This is a genomic window from Clostridium luticellarii (assembly GCF_002995845.1).
GTDB classification, from domain to species: Bacteria; Bacillota; Clostridia; order Clostridiales; family Clostridiaceae; genus Clostridium_B; species Clostridium_B luticellarii.
Genome location: NZ_PVXP01000075.1, coordinates 1 through 13,969, shown reverse-complemented (window position 1 = coordinate 13,969; position 13,969 = coordinate 1). Strand labels below are relative to the sequence as shown.

Here is a 13,969-nt window from a genome sequence, read left to right as displayed (position 1 = left end):
AAAAACTAAAAGTTCAACTGTCTTACAAATAATTCCATCGTTCGTATTTTTCAATGGATTATTTGTGATGCAATTTTTTACTCATAAATTTTTTTATAATTTCTATTGACTATTACTAGCTGGTCTCAACAACATTTATTTTGATTTACAGCTTTAACAAGCAATTTTAAACTTTCAAGTACTTGTTCCCTCTTATGTTCAGGTATAGATCTTAAAATTTTTCTATAATATTCTTCCATGCTTCCCTCAATATTTTTAAATACACCTATTCCCTTATCTGTAAGCTTTATTGTTACAAATCGTCTGTCATCTGAATGCAGTTCCCTGATTGCAAAATCATTTTCAACAAGATTGTTTATTGTCCTACTCATTGTACTTTTATCCAAAGTCAATATTTCAGCAAGCCTATTTAAAGAAATTTTTTGTGCTCTTCCAATTTCCACAATAGCATGGCATTGCGGAATAGTTACACCGCAACAAACTGAATCTCCTTTCTCCAATATTCCTAAATTTCTTACTAATACTCTAATTAGCTCTCTTAAATAACTACTTTCGGTTTCTTTCATAGGATCACCTCAAATTAATTGTATCATACAATTGTTGTATTATACAACTAATTATTTATTAATTTAACTTAAAATTAATAATGTATTACTTTTAATCAGCCAAAATACATGAAATCTTTTATAAGTATCACCACTGATATATTAAATAAAAAACACCTCCATAAAATGAAAAAGCACTACTCTATGTAGAATAGCACTTCCGTTACTCGATCAGCCTATTTAATTTATTCTTTATAATTATACATTAACTTTTTCACAGTACTATTGAGTAACTTCATTTATTTTTCTCCTATTTGGACATCCGTAGCAGCACATACCACCTATAAGTTTCTCACTTTTCATAATGGTAAAAATCTTACATTCATTGCAGTCCCGGGGATATTGTTCTTTTTCCACTACACTTCCTCCAATATAAATAATTAATATCATAATTTCCTTCATTATGTAATTATTTACATATATATGATTTTTAAACAAATTGGTTTAAAGTACAACAATTAATACAAACCCTAATTTTTCAAAAAGAAATCAGTTCTCTCCGATTAATTTAACTCTGCTAATATCTGCTGGGCAATTTTCATATTTCCACCTGCAGACTGAGACTTTACCTGAAATTGTTTTAGTACGTCCTTATAGATATTGTTACCTAAAATTTCTGCAGATGCAGTTTGCAATGACCTAGCATCCAAGTTTTTTCTATCCATATATTTCCCTAAATGTAGAATCTCAACTTGTCGTGCAACTGTGGGTTGATCATTTCCAATAGGTATTACCAACATTGGGACACCATAAAATAGTGCCTCATTTACACTGTTCATGCCACCATGAGTGATGAAGAGCGAAGCATTTTGCAATACTTTTAACTGTGGTACAAATGTATAAATAAAGAAATTGTCCGGTATCTTTCCAAGCTGCTCTTTCGTCACAATATTTTCAATGGACATAATTACAGAAACCGGTTGATTCTGAAATGCTTTAATACATTTCCGGAAAAACTTTGCTGAAGTGTTTAGTAATGTTCCAAGAGAAATATATATGATTGGTTTGTCCATCTTTGTGAAATCGAAATTACCTTCATCACGACTTTCTACTGCTGGACCAACATACTTGTAATGTTTATCATCAAAATCATCCGGATAAATCTGAAACTCTTTAATTGTATAAGTAAAATTGAGTTTAGGGGCATTATCTACCATTTCCTTTGCTATGTCTCCATACCGCAGATTGAATTTTCTTTTTAGAAAATTAGAAACCAAACTGTAAAGAAGTGGATAGCGAAATAAGGACGTCATATACCAACCGCCGGTTTTACCGAAATCATTTAGCACTTTTTCATTAAGTGTAAAAGTGGAAAATAAACGAAAAACCGGAATTCCTAATTGGTCAGCCAATGATTTGCCTGGTAAAAATAGCATTTCATATATTAAGCAGTCATATTCCTTCCCAACCCTTTTTACTGTCCGATAAGCAGCCCACCAACTTTTAATTTCTTTTTTAGATGGAGACAACGTAGCAGGATAACCATCATAAGGTATAAAGTCTGCTCCTGTTTTCTCTATCTTTTTTTTCCAGTCAGGCGAATGTACATAATCAACTTTATGTCCCAAGGATACAAATGTTTTTGCCAATTCTAAAGTTGGATTTGTATGGCCTGAAAATGGCAGATTCACCATCAAAATTTTTCTTTGATTAAACATAGTGGCATCGTAATCTCCTTTTAATTTCTTCACCCTTTTCATCACTAACAACAGGGGCATCAAATTTTTTTAAAAACAAAATAATAAAATCAACTTTACTGCACACTTCTTCATAGTTACAATCCACAATTATTGGATCGAGCCACACATCCATCAAAAGCATCAAAGTACTAGCAATTTCTTTGGGATATATGCAGTTAAACTCTTTATTTGAGTTTCCCTGATACAAAATTTCTGTAATGTAATCTGCCAATACATTTAAGGTATTTCTTAAAGTATTCAACAATGCAAAAGGCACTTTTTCCGCCCAGCGATCCCTGGTTAATTGGAACAAAGCTTCATTTGTAGACAAATGATCTATGATATTCTCAATTTTCTGTTTGGCTGTCAATTTCCGATTTTCTACCATCATCTTTAAATAATTCGTAATTGATTCCTGCTCGTAATTAGTTTGGCATTCCAAAATCTGTTGCTTACTTTTAAAATGATGGTATAATGCTCCCTTTGAAAGATTTGTAGCATCCATAATATCCTGTATTGTAGTATGATCATATCCTTTTTCAAGAAATAATTTTGTAGAAGCAACAACAATCCTCTTTTTCGTGTTTAGAGCTTGTTCTTCTCTTTTCATCTTCTGCCTCCTTATACCGCTTTAACAAACCGACCAGCGGTTTGTTAAAATAGTATAATATATCTTTCCAAATAAGTCAATAGACTCAAACAAATTCACAGCATGCTTAATACAACATGGCGACTTTTATTCCGACTACAAAAAAAGTACCTTTTATATTATTATAGTTTAATATTTTCAATAATTTGATTCTAATTTTATGTTTGTCTTTATTCAATAAATAATTATAGAAATTTAATGTATCATTTGCAAAAAATATATGATTTAAAACTTATAAGGTTTCCTGGAGGTTCTTTTGGCAAAAGATTGGAACCCTTTAGGGGAGAAGCAAAAGAAAATGGATACCGATATGTTGATTGGAATGATTTAACTGGTGATGCTGAACACAATGCAGTTCATGTAGTGAATTTAGTTAGCAAGGTCAAGCAGTATGCTAATCATGATCATTTAGTTGTGCTGATGCATGATGCACCCGCCAAAGTTACTACTGTACAAGCACTTCCCCAGATCATAGAATATTTTAAATCTCAGGGATATTCATTTGAAACGTTAAAATAGAGAATAGGAAATAAGTATAGATTTGGTTTTACACAAATCCATACTCATTCCCGAAAGTTCCTCCATACGTGCAGATGATGCTTCTATGTTACTATTGAGTTTATTCATATTCTTTTCAACATCTTCAATTGCACGTTTAGAAATATTTGATTCACTTTGCACACTTCCTAATTTCACTGGACGATAAATTCATAAAAATATCTCTCATTTGGGACGATTTTAAATCAATCCATGTCATCCCGCAGCGCGTCAATGATATTTTCTTTTTTTATCTTGCTAATGGCATACAGCATTGTAATGAACACGATAAAGAGCACACTGAATATGCTGATTGCCATACTGCCCCATGGAAACACAAAATCGATATTGTCCGCTCCACCGACTACCATTCCTTTGTAAATCAGCCAAGAAGAGATTGCCGCTATGGGAAGACCGAAGAGCAATGCTCTCAAGCCATAAAAGGCACACTCGAAATTCATCATCTTTTGGAAATCGCGGTCAAACATCCCCACAGAGCGGAGCATGGCAAGCTCCCGCCGGCGCAGCTTGATATTCGTGGAAATCGTGTTGAACACATTGGCAACCGCAATCAGCGAAATCATAATGATAAAAATATAAGCAAACACGTTGGAAATGAATATCATATTGCGGCTCTGATCAAGCATTTCAGACGTATTCAAAATGATATACGAGGCCGTGATCCCCGCACCCTGAATCATCGTTTTCATTTCAGTCACCGACTGCGATGGATTCTTTGACTGAAAGGACATGCCCTTCACCATGATATCCGACGAGGTATCGGAGGGAACAATCTTGTCTTTGAGCGAATAGGGAGCAATCACACTAAAAGTGTATGGTCGCCGCTCGGAGGTTCCTGTCATCGGTGGTGTATCAGGCGGCACGGTATTGACAAACCTAATGCTTACGTTTTGCCCATGTTCCGTTTTCGGCTTGCCATTTGTTTCGGGAACGATGGTAAAATTCATGGAAGAACCCTCGAACACATCGGGGAGCTGGTCGACCTTCTCCTGATTGCCGCGGTCTTGCATTTTGGCAACGGCGATTATTTTTGCATTTTGTCCGATATATTCCTCTGCGGGCAAGCCCAATTCTTTGATAATATTCAGATAGGCTCTGTCATCAAGAAACTGGATTGTCATTGGCATATTTACCGTTTCATCCGACGAATGTAAACCCACGGATTTTCTGTAAGCGTCTGAAAGGTCGCTGCCCTTGGCAGCGCAGGAATACTTCATAACAACTTGATACGAGCTTTCGTAAACGCCATCGGCGGTTTTTAATTTGTTGTAAAGCTGCAACATTTCGCTGTCGTTCATATCATGTGTGCCAAAACCGATATCATAAGTAGTACCCTCTTTTGCACCCGCCGACGCCTGTTTCAAATCTGTTACAAACGCACTGGTCGATATAAATAGCACTACACTTAAAACAAGTGATAGAACAATGCTGCGGTGGCGCTTTTTGTTCCTCTTAAAGTTCTTTAATGCAAGAGTTCCTTCCAAACCGTAAATACGCTCCGCGAGTTTTGACGTTTTCACAGTTCTGGATTCGATTTTGACCTCGTTCATCTGACGAATACACTCCATCACGGGCGTATTGGCAGCCTTGCGAGCCGGAATATCGGCTGAAATCAGGATTGTGATCATGCTGGTGACCACTGCTGCGAGGATTGCGGGAGCGGACACCGTCAAGGTCAAAGGTACATCGGCGTAGAGAATGTTTGCGAAGTTCTTGGCGACAACGCCAATCACAAGTCTGATACTAGCTATACCAACGAGAACACCAATCGGGATGCCAATGGCACCGATACAAAGCCCTTCGAACAGCACCGAATGGCGCAGTTGCTTTGCTGTGGCTCCCACCGACGAGAGAATCCCGAACTGGTGTGTGCGCTCGTTCAAGGATATGTTGAATGAATTGTAAATTAGAAAAATCGAACCAATCATGATGATGAGAAGTACAATGCCACCAACTGAGTACAGAAGTGCATTGAACGCCTTATCGCTCGAATCATCCGAAAGGCCCATAAAACGCAGCACATCATTATTCAAGATATAAGCATGGTTTCCAGCTGTACTTTTTGCGTAAGCATGAACTTCATGCGGTTCTTTCAGCGTGACAAATAAGCTGAGATCATCCGCCGTGTCTGCTGCATCTGCGGTTGTGATTAAGGTATATCCCGGCGCAGAATCTTCATCAAAGTGGGGAGTTTGGCAGATACCGACCACCGTGTAAGTCCTCTCTGCTTTTGGCACAAAAGTTTCTTTCCCGGGAATGTAAGGATCGTGTTGACCGAGACTTTTGTTGGCCTCCATGCGGTTCCCGACAGCAAGGGTAAACGTGTCGCCCACCTGGAACTGAACGCCGCTCTTTGTCATGACGCTCCCCGAAACAAGAATCTCCCCGCTGTTTTTCGGCAGCCTGCCGGAAAGCAGCGTAATTGGTATGGCATTAAAGGTTTTCCTGCTAAATCCGGCGATAAAAAGATACGGTTTGTTGTGATTTTTTCCACCATCAAGTTTTGCATAGCCGATATTTTCAAATGTTTCGGTGTTCGCAACTTTGTCGTTACTTGCCTGTCTCTCTACGAAAGAAGAATCCACATCCTCAAATTTGATGTGCCAGCCGCCATATTTCTGAGCAGCACCACTTGCCATATAGTTCAGCAGAGAAACGCCAAAGGTAGTGACTGCCGTAATCAGGGCGGCAGACAGGACAACTCCGATTACCGTTACAATCGTCCGTGTGTGGCTCTTTTTCATACTTTGCAGGGTGATTTTGTTAAAAATATTCATGTTCTCACCTTCTCGTCTCGCACTACTTTACCGTCTGATATGCCGACAATGCGGTCTGCTTGCAAAGCGATGTTTTCATCATGTGTGACGATAATAAGGGTCTGATTGTATTTTTTATTGCTTTCTTTCAACAGTTTGATGATTTCATGTCCATTCTGGCTGTCCAAACTGCCGGTGGGCTCGTCGGCAAGCATGACTGCCGGTGCATTCATCAAAGCACGCCCGATGGCAACACGCTGCTGCTGACCACCTGAAAGCTGATTGGGTAAATGTGTTTTTCGGTCCTTTAGCCCAAGCAGTTCCAATAAGTCATTCAGCCGTTCCTCGTTAACTTTTCGCTTGTCCATCAGGATAGGCAAGGTGATGTTTTCCACCACATTCAAAGTGGGAATGAGGTTGTGAAACTGGTAAATCAGTCCGACCTGCCTCCTTCGGAAAATAGCAAGTTTTTCATTGCTTTGGGCATATACATCCTGACCGTCCAAATATACTTTTCCGCTTGTCGGCACATCCACACCGGCAATAATGTGAAGCAATGTGGATTTGCCGGAACCGGAGGAACCGATGATTGCGGTAAATTCCCCTTTTGGGATTGTAAGCGAAACATGGTCAAGGGCGGTAACCTTATTTTCACCTTTGCCGTAGACCTTGCATAAATCTTTTGTTTTTAAAAACTCCATTATGTGATCCTCCTTTTTCATAGCTTACCCATATAATAGAACTTTCAACTTACATCTCTGTGACTTTCAGGTGAGAGATTCGTCACTTTGGGAAACGTACGGAAAATATCGCACCGCCTTGCGGATGATTTTTTGCGGTAATCGTCCCTCCCTGCCGTATTATAATCATCTTGCAGAGAGCCAATCCAATTCCGTATCCTGTAGCGTTTGGGTTTTTCCCACGATAAAACCTGTCAAATAAGCAGGGTAAATCTTCTTTTCCAAAACCCGCACCGCTATCGTGGATGGCAATCTCAGTAAACAATGGATTGTTCTCGCAAACAATCTCAATCTTCCCGTTCTCGCCTGCACTTTCTATGCAATTTTTGAGGATATTTTGAATTGCTTCCGAAAGCCAACCAGAATCACACTGAATGATTATCCCTTCCGGCACGTCTATTTGCAAAGCAATATTATGCAGCTCCATTGAGATCAAAAACGGATGAAGCGCAGAGCTTATCAAAGTGTTCATATCTATCTGCTCACTTTTGAAAGCCACAATTCCCGCATCCAGGCGAGATAATTTCAATAGGGAAGTAAGCAGCCAATCCATCTGTACAAACAATTTCTTTGTTTCCCGTATCAATGCTTTCCGTTTATTTTCATCAGGATTATTCTCTAACAATGACAGAATAATGTTTACGGATGTTAGAGGGGTGCGGAGTTGGTGGGCTATATCAGCCAGCGAATTGGCAAGATGTTCTTTTTCTTTTTTCAGCGCGTCGTTTTGCTCTCGAATACGCAATGTCATTTTTGTTATCTCGCTTTGTAGAATGGAAAGTTCACCCTCATCTGATTCACCTATATAAAGACGGTCAGCGTTATGAAGCACAAGATCGATTTGATCTGAAATCTGCGCAATGCTTTTATATCGGGCTTTGGTAAACGCAAAAAACGTTGTTCCAAAGGCGGAGGCGGAAGCAATAGCAAGGATTCCAGCCAACCTATTGATTGCAAATCCCAGCGTCACAGCGGCAGCAGCTATTAAGAAGAACAAAACGGCAAACTGCCGAAACTCTCTATTCCGAAGCATACCTATCCCCCAATCTATATCCCGTCCCGCGAACGGTCAAAATTATTTGCGGGCTTGATGGGTTGTTCTCTATCTTCTCCCGCAAACGTTTGATATACACGGTCAATGTATTGTCATTGACAAACTCGCCCGCAGCATCCCACAATTCGTCAAGCAGCCTGCTCCTTGTGATAATACTTTTGGGGTTATTAATAAACACCAACAACAATCGGTATTCTAAAGCTGAAAGGAAAATTTCACTGCCGTCCTTTTTCACAACACCGCTTGCCATATCGACATGAATCCCGCAGATTTCAAAAGCCGACGGAGAACGTCCACTTTTTCGCAGGGCGGTTTTGATTCGTGCGATCAGTTCACGCGGACGAAAAGGCTTGGTGATGTAGTCGTCTGCGCCCATGTTCAGCCCGGTAACAACACTTGCTTCATCGCCGGAAGCCGTAAGAAAGATAACGGGAAGATCTTGCACTTCTTTGATTTCCGTGCAAACCGTAAAGCCATTTCCATCAGGCAAAGAAATATCAATCAACGCCAAGTCAAATTTATTTCCTGCAAGCGCGTCAGAAGCGTCACTCCGCGTAGGGACATGGGTGACTGTAAATCCCTCTGAACGTAGCAAGAACACAAGGTTTCTGGCAATTGCCTTATCGTCCTCAACCAAAAATATCCGTTTCATTTATTTTCATCATCCTTTGCTTTACCGGTTTTATACCTTCCATCAGCTGGTTTTTCCGCGTTATCCGGAACAAGCCATGTATTTCCTATTTTTTTAGCCCCCCTAATTCGCCCAGCAGAGCAATAGTACACTACCATTCTGTCTGTGATTCCCCAATTTTTCGCTGCTTCTTTTGTTGTTATATAATCCACACATAACACCTCCATAATTTTATTATACTTCTTTTGACGGAAATATATAAGCTGAAGTATAATATCATCTATCGTAGAAGGGTTATTGTAAAATGCAGGCATGGGTGGAAGTATCCTTACACCTATTTTTGAAAGTTTCATCATATTTTCAATATTCTTCAATATTTCACCAAGCCTTACTCCATAGATAACTCCTGTTGCTCCCGTTATACCCACTATAATTTCCATATATCCATCTTCCGCCCAACTGTTTCATCAACTACTATAATTATTTTTGAATGATGAATGGCTATATCATGAAATTGAAGTGGCTGTATTCCGAGCAAATCCTTACCTTAACAGGTGCATTGGTAACCCAAATATGTTTCACAGAATACTTGGACCACCTTTCATCAAGTTCAAAAAATTGATCTTTGACAGAAGTATTTTTGGGAAGTCCCATCATTAAATTTTTATTATAATTTATATCTACATAAATTCTAACTTTAGTATCATTAATTTTCAAATTGTTGCCCCCTCATTATATGATATTTTCAAAGCTCACATATCAAATTAATAAATTGCAATTTATTTTTTCATATATATACACTACGTAAAAATAAAAATCTCCCTAAAAATGAAATTTAATCTGTCTAAACTCATAAACAACTTTTAAAAAATACTCTTCTAGGTTTATAAAGAAAAATATATGATGCAAAATTTAAATTGGAATACTACATTGCTATCGTTCCAATTCTTTTATTAGGAATATTTCTTCTATTTATAAAATCCAAATTTATCACACACGGACTTATATTTACATATTTCGGAAAGTATTTAGGAATCATATTAGGTTTTTCATCTTTAATAATTCACGAATTTTTTCATGCTGTTGCCTACCCAGCAGGAGCCGAAGTAGAAATATTTTATTCCAATGCCGGGCTGGGTGTAATGTCAACTTATCCAGTTCCGAAGCGGCGATATATATTTATAGCATTTTTTCCATCTTTTGTATTAGGGATTATTCCATTTATCACTTGGTTATTTATTCCTTTAACCCATGCTACATTGAATAGTGTATTATTTGTATTTGCTTGGTGTAATCTAGGCATGTCAACTGTTGATTTTGATACTATGGTTCATGCAGTTATGGAAGTACCAAAAGGAGCAGTCATTCAAGGCGATGGAATGGACACTTATTGGTATATTCCAAATTAATTATCTTTTAAAATTACACGGAGAAATTACCTTTGAGAAAAGAAAAATTCACCTTCAGCTGCAAATTAAACATTTATAACTTTTAATCAATTCTATTAAAAATTACTGCCTGTTCTTTAAGAGAATTTCTTTCAAATTGGTATCCATATTGAGTCAGTTCTTTATTATGTATTTCAGTAAAAGATAGTTTTACTAATAGACTCCCATTATTTTGAACATATTCCCATAAAAAGTATATTTACTTATAACGTCTTGCTCCTCATAAATTCAAAATTTATTCTCCCAATCCCTACACAATGTCAGAACTGTCCTGCCATGTAAGTACATCCCCAATTACAGATGGAATTAATAACTGGGGCAAGGGTTTTTCCACGTTCAGTGAGAGAATATTCTGTCTTAGGAGGGACAACGGGATAAACCTTCCTGTTTATGAGACCATCTGATTCCAGTTGGCGTAGCTGCTGACTCATCATCTTAGGAGTTGCTTTTGGAATATATTTTTGCAATTGGTTAAAGCGGAGCACTTTGTCTGCTAACAAGTAGTATAAAATAATTGCTTTATATTTTCCGCCAATCTGACTGAGAGTGGCCTCTACAGGACAGCTATATTTCAGTTCAATCATAAAATAAAACCTCCTAAATATCATTTTAGATAGTATGTTACAAAAAAGTACATTCTTGCTATATATAAATTACATGATAAAATAATAGCATAGCAAAATATAAAAAGCAAATTTAAACAGTGAAAATATAAGGAGTGTGAAAATATGCAGAAAAATATTGGTTCAGTCATGGGATTATACCCTACACCAGTAACAGTTGTCGGGGTGGTTGTTGATGAAAAAGTGAACTTTCTTACAATTGCACATGTTGGCATTGTCGAGCATGGGACATTTTTAATTAGTATAGACAAGGCACATGAAATTTCAGACCGCGGCATCAGGGAAAACAAAACTGTTTCTGTAAGCCTTGTGAATCAGTCAATGCTGAAATCGGCTGATTATTGTGGAATTGCCAAGGGTGCAAACACAGATAAATCGGGTGTATTCAGATATCATTTTGGAGAGCTTAAGACTGCTCCCATCATTGATGAAGCTCCAGTCTCCATGGAATGTAATGTTATTGATTCTTTTGAAATTGGAAATTTTAAAAATTATATTCTGAAGCCAGTTAATACCTATGTGCAGGAGGAATATCTGAATGAGAAAGATAAAATCGACTATGAAAAAGCAAGTCCTGTCCTATTTGAATTTCAGAACGCACAATACTTAAGTACTGGAACGGTTATTGGGAAGTGCTGGAACATAGGAAAAGATTTTGTAAATAAAAATCAATAATAAATACAGTCTTGAGAAAGGATAGGCTTTAAAATAAATATCCACCAGCTTAGCTGGTGGTTTTTCTTAAGCCCTACAAGGGCACGTTACCAGCATTAAGGTAACTTTTTGACTCTTTCAAAATGCACTTTTTATTTAATATATTCCCTATATCTATGGAATCTTAGCCCTCGTCTATTATATAAGGCACAGTTACTATGGCTATATTTCTTCTTTTCAGCAGCATGGTTTTAATGAACAGGGAAGTCTGGTTATGCAGTATGTTTCCCCACCACTTTGTGACCACAAACTGTGGCATGACTACCGTTACAGTGTCCTTTGAGCCTGCAGCATACTCTTCCGATTCTATGAATTTAACCAGAGGCCCCACTATGCTCCTATAAGGTGATTTCTTGACTACTATGGGTATATCCACACCATATTGATGCCATTTTTTAAGAAGTTTTTCTGTAGCAGCATCGTCCACGGAAACATGGAATATTATTATATTGTCCGATATAGTTCTGGCATAATTCAGCGCCTTTAAAAAGGATTTATTGAGAGCATCTATAGGCACTATCACATATCTTTTCTGTGAAGCAAAATCTATTTTTTTAGGTTTCTGATCCATAGGAAGCTTCAGCTGTCTTGCAGCTTCAGTATAATGCAGCTTTATTTTTCTCATAACATAGACTACAGAAGGTATCAGTATAAAAACCACCCAGGCACCATGGGCGAACTTTGTAGCTCCTATAATAACTGCAGTTACAAAAGTCATAAGAGCACCCAAGCCGTTTACAGCCGCTTTATGCCTCCATGCGTAGCCTCTACTTTTTATCCATCTTCTGAACATTCCTGCCTGGGACAGTGTAAAGGATATGAACACCCCTACTGCATAGAGAGGTATCAGATAATGTGTATCCCCTTTAAAAATTATGACCAGTATACAGGACAATAGTCCCAGCATTACTATTCCATTGGAATAATTCAGCCTTCTTCCCCGTTTTGCAAACTGTCTTGGTGCATAACCATCCCTGGCCATAAATGCCAGCAGCAGCGGAAGTCCTGCAAAAGCGGTATTCCCGGCTAAAACCAGTATTACTGCAGTAGTTGCCTGAATTACATAGAACATAATACTTTTATCAAATATCTGCTGGGAAATCTGTGCAACTACAGTTACCTCCGAGTTCGGGACAGCATGATAAAGTGTAGCCAGATAGGAAATCCCTCCAAATACCAGCAACACAATGAGAGCTAAAAGGCCCAGTACCATTTTGGCATGTTTTTGTGAAGGTTCCTTGAAATTTGGAACACCATTGCTCACTGCTTCTATACCTGTCAAAGCTGTACATCCACCTGCAAAAGCTTTCAAAAAAAGAAAAAGGGTTATGTTTCCTGAGGCTTCAGGTATCTTATAGAGCGGTACAGGCGTATATCCCATAAAATGTATTTTAACTATTCCCCAGATGATCATGGACAATACTGAAATTATAAAAAGATAAGTTGGTATTCCAAACAATTTGGAGGACTCCCTTACTCCTCTCAAATTTCCTATAACAAGCAAGATTATAAGTCCCAATGTTATCCCAACTCTATGGGGAAGTAAAAAAGGTGCTGCCGAGGTAATAGCTGCAGTCCCGGCTGAAGCACTTACCGCCACAGTAAGTATATAATCTATGGTAAGAGAAGCACCGGCTATAAGTCCTGCGGTAGTTCCAAGATTGTCCTTGGCTACAACATAGGATCCTCCTCCTGAAGGGTAAGCATCTATAGTTTGTCTATAAGAAAAAGTCAGCATAAACATTAAAAATACAATAAGCAGTGAAGCATACAGCATATATTTATAAGACAACAGTCCTATTACTGGAACCAGTATCCACAGTATTTCCTCCCCTGCATAGGCCACAGACGAAATAGCATCGCTGGACATTATAGGGAGTCCCCAGAATACACTGAACTTTTCCTTTTTCAATTCTTGTGTTTTTAAACTCTTTCCCGTTAATCCATTTAAAAAATTTCCCAATTTAAATACCATCTTTAACACCTCTAAAAGTAAATTTGTCTCTCAGGCTCAAATCCAATACATTACAATGATATATAGTCCTCTGCAATAATATATCATTGTCTGTATAAATTTAAGATTAAGATTTTACCATGCATATAAAGATTGTATAAAGATTGTATTTTTTAATGAATATAAAAAAGGCTGCCGCACAAGAATTTTTAATATTGTACAACACCTCTCTTAACAGGCCTATGTATTCAAATATCAAAATAACTAAAGTGCACTTGAATGAGTATTCCGGTATGAAATTCATCACCTGTCCGGTACATGGGAATCAGCTTACTGCTTCTGCATCTTTAGGCCATTGAAAATGTCCATTTTCCAATCTCTTGTATAGAATCACAAATCCATCACCTTCCCAATACAGTACTTTGAATCTGTCTCTTCCGTCCGCAGAAGAGAAACAGACTGTTCTGAAATGGATTCAGTTCAAAATTCTTCTGTACGATGGCAGCCAGTCCGTCAATTGATTTCCTCATATCTGTATGTCCGGTTGCAATATATATT

General features: G+C 37.9%; 17 protein-coding genes and 1 pseudogene. 4 read left to right on the top strand and 14 right to left on the bottom strand.

Annotation, left to right across the window (positions count from 1 at the left end; genetic code table 11):
• Positions 1-125: 125 nt before the first annotated feature.
• The 4 genes from CLLU_RS15915 to CLLU_RS15905 all read right to left on the bottom strand — a co-directional run bounded on the left by CLLU_RS15915 (position 126) and on the right by CLLU_RS15905 (position 2,894).
• Positions 126-566, bottom strand: a complete 441-nt coding sequence (locus CLLU_RS15915) for a MarR family winged helix-turn-helix transcriptional regulator (RefSeq protein ID WP_106010760.1) — start codon at positions 564-566, stop codon at positions 126-128.
• Between the two features lie 261 nt (positions 567-827).
• Positions 828-962 (bottom strand): hypothetical protein, encoded by a 135-nt coding sequence (locus CLLU_RS19370; protein ID WP_273344992.1) that lies wholly within the window; start codon positions 960-962, stop codon positions 828-830.
• A gap of 146 nt (positions 963-1,108) precedes the next feature.
• Complete coding sequence (locus CLLU_RS15910; RefSeq protein ID WP_207656020.1) at positions 1,109-2,263, bottom strand: macrolide family glycosyltransferase; 1,155 nt, start codon at positions 2,261-2,263, stop codon at positions 1,109-1,111.
• Positions 2,256-2,894, bottom strand: coding sequence for a TetR/AcrR family transcriptional regulator (locus CLLU_RS15905; RefSeq protein ID WP_106010759.1), 639 nt, complete (start codon positions 2,892-2,894; stop codon positions 2,256-2,258). The genes CLLU_RS15910 and CLLU_RS15905 overlap by 8 nt, the downstream gene beginning before the upstream one ends.
• 246 nt (positions 2,895-3,140) lie before the next feature.
• Here CLLU_RS15905 and CLLU_RS15900 point away from each other — a divergent pair, with 246 nt between their 5' ends.
• Complete coding sequence (locus CLLU_RS15900; protein WP_242977699.1) at positions 3,141-3,452, top strand: polysaccharide deacetylase family protein; 312 nt, start codon at positions 3,141-3,143, stop codon at positions 3,450-3,452.
• On the opposite strand, the gene CLLU_RS18615 is transcribed toward CLLU_RS15900, so the two are convergent.
• The 7 genes from CLLU_RS18615 to CLLU_RS15870 all read right to left on the bottom strand — a co-directional run bounded on the left by CLLU_RS18615 (position 3,444) and on the right by CLLU_RS15870 (position 9,389).
• Positions 3,444-3,629 (bottom strand): hypothetical protein, encoded by a 186-nt coding sequence (locus tag CLLU_RS18615; RefSeq protein ID WP_146127614.1) that lies wholly within the window; start codon positions 3,627-3,629, stop codon positions 3,444-3,446. The genes CLLU_RS15900 and CLLU_RS18615 overlap by 9 nt on opposite strands.
• Positions 3,630-3,676: 47 nt before the next feature.
• Positions 3,677-6,268, bottom strand: coding sequence for an ABC transporter permease (locus CLLU_RS15895; protein WP_106010758.1), 2,592 nt, complete (start codon positions 6,266-6,268; stop codon positions 3,677-3,679).
• Complete coding sequence (locus tag CLLU_RS15890) at positions 6,265-6,948, bottom strand: ABC transporter ATP-binding protein (RefSeq protein ID WP_106010757.1); 684 nt, start codon at positions 6,946-6,948, stop codon at positions 6,265-6,267. Before CLLU_RS15890 ends, CLLU_RS15895 begins: the two co-directional genes overlap by 4 nt.
• A gap of 82 nt (positions 6,949-7,030) precedes the next feature.
• On the bottom strand, positions 7,031-8,020 hold the full coding sequence (locus tag CLLU_RS15885) for a sensor histidine kinase (RefSeq protein WP_106010756.1): 990 nt from the start codon (positions 8,018-8,020) through the stop codon (positions 7,031-7,033).
• Complete coding sequence (locus CLLU_RS15880; protein ID WP_106010755.1) at positions 8,007-8,693, bottom strand: response regulator transcription factor; 687 nt, start codon at positions 8,691-8,693, stop codon at positions 8,007-8,009. Before CLLU_RS15880 ends, CLLU_RS15885 begins: the two co-directional genes overlap by 14 nt.
• Positions 8,690-9,112, bottom strand: coding sequence for a hypothetical protein (locus tag CLLU_RS19560; RefSeq protein WP_420866708.1), 423 nt, complete (start codon positions 9,110-9,112; stop codon positions 8,690-8,692). The genes CLLU_RS15880 and CLLU_RS19560 overlap by 4 nt, the downstream gene beginning before the upstream one ends.
• Positions 9,113-9,173: 61 nt before the next feature.
• Entirely contained in the window at positions 9,174-9,389 is a 216-nt protein-coding gene (locus CLLU_RS15870) for a hypothetical protein (RefSeq protein ID WP_106010754.1), read from the bottom strand.
• 200 nt (positions 9,390-9,589) lie between these two features.
• Here CLLU_RS15870 and CLLU_RS15865 point away from each other — a divergent pair, with 200 nt between their 5' ends.
• Positions 9,590-10,081 (top strand): DUF3267 domain-containing protein, encoded by a 492-nt coding sequence (locus CLLU_RS15865; RefSeq protein ID WP_158255937.1) that lies wholly within the window; start codon positions 9,590-9,592, stop codon positions 10,079-10,081.
• Between the two features lie 299 nt (positions 10,082-10,380).
• Here CLLU_RS15865 and CLLU_RS15860 read toward each other — a convergent pair whose 3' ends face one another.
• The gene (locus CLLU_RS15860) at positions 10,381-10,704 is read right to left on the bottom strand and encodes a winged helix-turn-helix transcriptional regulator (RefSeq protein ID WP_106010752.1); all 324 of its coding nucleotides are present in this window, start codon (positions 10,702-10,704) and stop codon (positions 10,381-10,383) included.
• Between the two features lie 144 nt (positions 10,705-10,848).
• Here CLLU_RS15860 and CLLU_RS15855 point away from each other — a divergent pair, with 144 nt between their 5' ends.
• The gene (locus tag CLLU_RS15855; RefSeq protein ID WP_106010751.1) at positions 10,849-11,418 is read left to right on the top strand and encodes a flavin reductase family protein; all 570 of its coding nucleotides are present in this window, start codon (positions 10,849-10,851) and stop codon (positions 11,416-11,418) included.
• A 163-nt stretch (positions 11,419-11,581) separates the two neighbouring features.
• On the opposite strand, the gene CLLU_RS15850 is transcribed toward CLLU_RS15855, so the two are convergent.
• Complete coding sequence (locus CLLU_RS15850) at positions 11,582-13,432, bottom strand: APC family permease (protein ID WP_106010750.1); 1,851 nt, start codon at positions 13,430-13,432, stop codon at positions 11,582-11,584.
• A 155-nt stretch (positions 13,433-13,587) separates the two neighbouring features.
• Between CLLU_RS15850 and CLLU_RS18895 the strand changes: the two genes are divergently transcribed.
• Positions 13,588-13,770 carry a hypothetical protein gene (locus CLLU_RS18895; RefSeq protein WP_170065770.1) on the top strand — a complete coding sequence of 61 codons (183 nt, stop codon included), beginning with the start codon at positions 13,588-13,590 and terminating at the stop codon, positions 13,768-13,770.
• Here the strand turns inward: CLLU_RS18895 and tnpB are convergent.
• Positions 13,737-13,962: pseudogene (gene tnpB / locus CLLU_RS19555) on the bottom strand (IS66 family insertion sequence element accessory protein TnpB). The gene CLLU_RS18895 and the pseudogene tnpB overlap by 34 nt on opposite strands.
• Positions 13,963-13,969: the final 7 nt, after the last annotated feature.